Origin of the sequence: Pseudomonas sp., assembly GCF_049645325.1 — a bacterium.
GTDB lineage: Bacteria > Pseudomonadota > Gammaproteobacteria > Pseudomonadales > Pseudomonadaceae > Aquipseudomonas.
The window spans coordinates 1-3,428 of the sequence record NZ_JBARTQ010000577.1 but is presented as its reverse complement, the minus strand read 5'-3'; the positions used below and the strand labels follow the sequence as shown (position 1 = coordinate 3,428).

4 protein-coding genes are annotated in these 3,428 nt (G+C 60.4%); 1 reads left to right on the top strand and 3 read right to left on the bottom strand.

Going from position 1 to position 3,428, the window contains the following annotated elements; translation table 11 throughout:
* The 3 genes from zapE to WBB95_RS24280 all read right to left on the bottom strand — a co-directional run.
* On the bottom strand, nt 1-475 hold a 475-nt coding region (gene zapE, locus WBB95_RS24290; RefSeq protein ID WP_424489870.1), incomplete at its 3' end, for a cell division protein ZapE.
* Nucleotides 476-553: 78 nt separating this feature from the next.
* Entirely contained in the window at nt 554-1,909 is a 1,356-nt protein-coding gene (locus tag WBB95_RS24285; RefSeq protein WP_424489869.1) for a tryptophan--tRNA ligase, read from the bottom strand.
* A 24-nt stretch (nt 1,910-1,933) separates the two neighbouring features.
* Nucleotides 1,934-2,563: an alpha/beta hydrolase gene (locus tag WBB95_RS24280; protein ID WP_424489868.1), complete on the bottom strand. Its 630-nt coding sequence runs from the start codon at nt 2,561-2,563 to the stop codon at nt 1,934-1,936.
* A gap of 147 nt (nt 2,564-2,710) precedes the next feature.
* On the opposite strand from WBB95_RS24280, the gene WBB95_RS24275 reads away from it, so the two are divergent.
* Nucleotides 2,711-3,148 (top strand): YhcB family protein, encoded by a 438-nt coding sequence (locus tag WBB95_RS24275; RefSeq protein WP_017138275.1) that lies wholly within the window; start codon nt 2,711-2,713, stop codon nt 3,146-3,148.
* Nucleotides 3,149-3,428 lie beyond the last annotated feature (280 nt).

Genomic DNA, 3,428 nt, shown 5'->3' with positions numbered 1-3,428 from the left:
CCAGGGTCACGCCGTTCTTGAACAGCTCTTCCATCAGGGTGCCGAGGATCATGGCATCGGTGATGTCGGAGACGAAGAATTCATCGAAGCAAATCACCCGCGCTTCGTCGGAGAAACGCTTGGCGATGATGGTCAGCGGGTTTTTCTCGCCCGGCAGGGTCTTCATCTCTTCGTGCACGCGCTTCATGAAGCGGTGGAAGTGCGTACGAACCTTTTCCTTGAACGGCAGCGCTTCAAAGAAGGTGTCGACCAGGTAAGTCTTGCCCCGGCCAACGCCGCCCCAGAAGTACAGGCCTTTGACCGGGGTGTGGTCCTTTTTGCCAAACAGCTTGCTGAACATCCCTGGTTTACTTTGCGAGGCCGCGACCAGGTCGTCGTACAGGCGCTGCAAATGACGCACCGCATTTTCCTGGGCCGCGTCATGGAAGAATTCAGGGCGTTTCAGATCAGCTTGATATCGTTCTAGGGGCGTCATAATTCGTTAGCAAGGCAACAAAAACGGGCCGCCACTGTAACGACGGCCCTGGATAATGGCAATCAACCCTTGGTCGGGTTAATCCTCGATTGGGGTCAACGCGACGCGCAAGGCGGCGACGGCAGCATCGCGCGACGTTTCGTCGGCAAACGCGGCGCTGTCGGCAACCGCGGCATCGCCCAGCCATACGCTGAAGCTCAACGCCTCGGTGCGTACGTCCAGCGCGTCGCCGCTTTGCAGCTGCTTGGTCACTGCACCGGCGGCCTTGCCATCGGCAAAGTTGCGCGACAGCAACAGTTGCTCGCCATCCGCGGCCAACAGGCGGAAGCGGAAGCTGCCGTCGTCTTCGCGAAAACTCACAAAGCGCGCCGCTTTAGCCGCTTTCTTTTTGCTGGCGACGGGTGCTGCTGCCTGCTCAACGAACGAGCGCAAGCCAACCGCCTCACGCAGCTCGGCCAGGAACGGCGCCGCCACGGCGCGGGCTTTTTTGGCGCCGACCTGCAGCAGGTCTTCCATGTCGGACGGGCGCGACATCAACTGGTGATAACGCTCACGCGCCTCACCCAACTGGCCGTCCAGCAACTGGAACAGACGGCTTTTCGCCTCGCCCCAACCCAGGCCTTGCAGCAGCTCGGCGCGGAACGCTTCTTCCTGCGCCTTGCTGGCAAATGCCTGGAACAAGGTGAACAGGTGCGAGTTGTCCGGGTCCTTGGCTTCGCCAGGCGCGCGGGAATCGGTGACGATCCGCGAGATGGCGTCCTTCATGTCCTTGGCACTGGTGAACAGCGGGATGGTGTTGTCGTAGCTTTTCGACATCTTGCGACCGTCCAGGCCCGGCAAGGTGGCGACGCTTTCTTCGATCAACGCCTCGGGCATGGTGAAGAACTCTTTACCGTTGCCGAACAGGTGGTTGAAACGCTGGCCAATGTCGCGGGCCATTTCCACGTGCTGGATCTGGTCGCGGCCGACCGGCACTTTGTGCGCGTTGAACATCAGGATGTCCGCCGCCATCAGCACCGGGTAGCTGTACAGGCCCATGGTGATGCCCGCATCCGGGTCTTCGCCGGTTTCGACGTTCTTGTCCACCGAGGCTTTGTACGCATGGGCGCGGTTGAGCAGGCCCTTGGCGGCGACGCAGGTCAGCAGCCAGGTCAGCTCGGGGATTTCCGGGATGTCGGATTGGCGATAGAACGTCACCCGGTTCACATCCAGGCCACCGGCCAGCCAGGTCGCGGCGATTTCCATACGCGAGCGCTGGATGCGCTGCGGGTCATCGCACTTGATCAGGGCGTGGTAGTCGGCCAGGAAGTAGAAAGAGTCGGCATTGGCGTCCTGGCTGGCGAGGATCGCCGGGCGGATCGCACCGGCGTAGTTGCCCAGGTGCGGCGTGCCGGTGGTGGTGATGCCGGTGAGGATACGGGTACGAGTCGTCATGGGTAATCGCTTATCAGACTGCTATCAATTCGAGAGACGCGGCAGCACCAGATCCTTGAGATCGGTCAGCTTGCCGTGAAAAAAGTGTCCGCATTCTGCCACTTTCAGCAGCTCATGGGGGCGATTCAGGGCGGCGGACCAGTCGTAGACGGTCTGCGGGTCGACCACTTCGTCGGTTTCCGGCTGGATCAAGGTCAACGGGCAGCCTTGTGGCAGCACGTCGGTGTCGCGCAGGCGCATCACGGCAGCGGCGACCATGAACAGGTGCGCGAGCTTTTCGCCCTTGGCTTCAAGGCGTCCACCGAGGCTGGCGGCGACATAACCGCCGAAGGAAAACCCCAGCAGGGTGATCGGTAGTTCCGGGTGTTTTTCCCGCAGCCAAGTGGCGGCCGCTTCGGCGTCGTCGACTTCACCAGTGGCCATGTCGTGGGTACCGGCGCTGGCGCCGACACCACGGTAATTGAAACGCAAAGTAATCAAACCGGCATCGCGCGCGGTGCGCTGCAGGGTCGATACGACTTTATTCAACATGGTCCCACCCTGCACCGGGTTCGGGTGGCAGATCAGCGCCAGGCCACGTGGCTCGGGGTGATCCAGGTACAGGGCTTCCAATTGGCCAACCGGGCCATCGATCAAAACGGGGGTTTCACGCATGAGCAAGGAATGAACTCCGTGACCTCTCAAAGGGTCGACTCGTCTAGCTAAAAGTCTGTGCATGGCATCATTGCGAGCTTAATCGCGGTATACAGCGCAGGTCCGAGCCGTTAACGTAAAGCAAAGCCGTTTATAGAGGAAGGACTCGTGGAACACTCGCTCTTAGTTTGGTTGTTGCCGACTCTTGCCCTGGTTGCCGGTGTCGCCATTGGATTCCTGGTTGCTCGCCTGCTGCCGAATGCCGCGCCTAACCGCACGCAGCGTCAGCTGGATGACATTCAGGAACGTTTTGACAGTTATCAGAACGAGGTTGTTACCCACTTCAACAGCACCGCGACCCTGGTCAAGAAGCTTACGCAGAGCTACCAGGAAGTACAGGATCACCTCGCCGACGGCGCCAACCGCCTGGCCCTCGACGACATCACCCGTCAGCGTTTGCTGGCCGCGCTGCATTCCGATGCACCGCAAGCTCCACGGGAGCGCCTGACGCCGCCGCGGGAAAATCAGGAGCCGCCACGGGACTACGCGCCTAAAACGCCGAACGCTCCGGGGATGCTGGATGAGCATTACGGGTTGAAGAAGTAAGTCGCTTTCATGCGACGTAAAAAAGCCCGGTTGATTAATGATCAGCCGGGCTTTTTTGTGGGTGCTTGTTGGGGGTTGGTCGTTTGTTGGCGGGGGGCATATCCGTTATTTGGGTGATGGCTGCCTATGGTTCCGCTCTTACAGCGGGTCACTTTTGAAAGGAGCCCAAAAGTAACCAAAAGGCTCTTGCCCCTCCACTCGGTGCCTCGCTGTGGCTCGGCATGCCCGCACTCCGGCTTGAATCCGTGGGCCGCCGTGACGGGCCATCCATGGCCCAACA

Bases quoted from the DNA above. Each gene is read 5' to 3' on its own strand.
- WBB95_RS24285 (WP_424489869.1), bottom strand. From the start codon at position 1,909: ATGACGACTCGTACCCGTATCCTCACCGGCATCACCACCACCGGCACG.
- WBB95_RS24280 (WP_424489868.1), bottom strand. From the start codon at position 2,563: ATGCGTGAAACCCCCGTTTTGATCGATGGCCCGGTTGGCCAATTGGAA.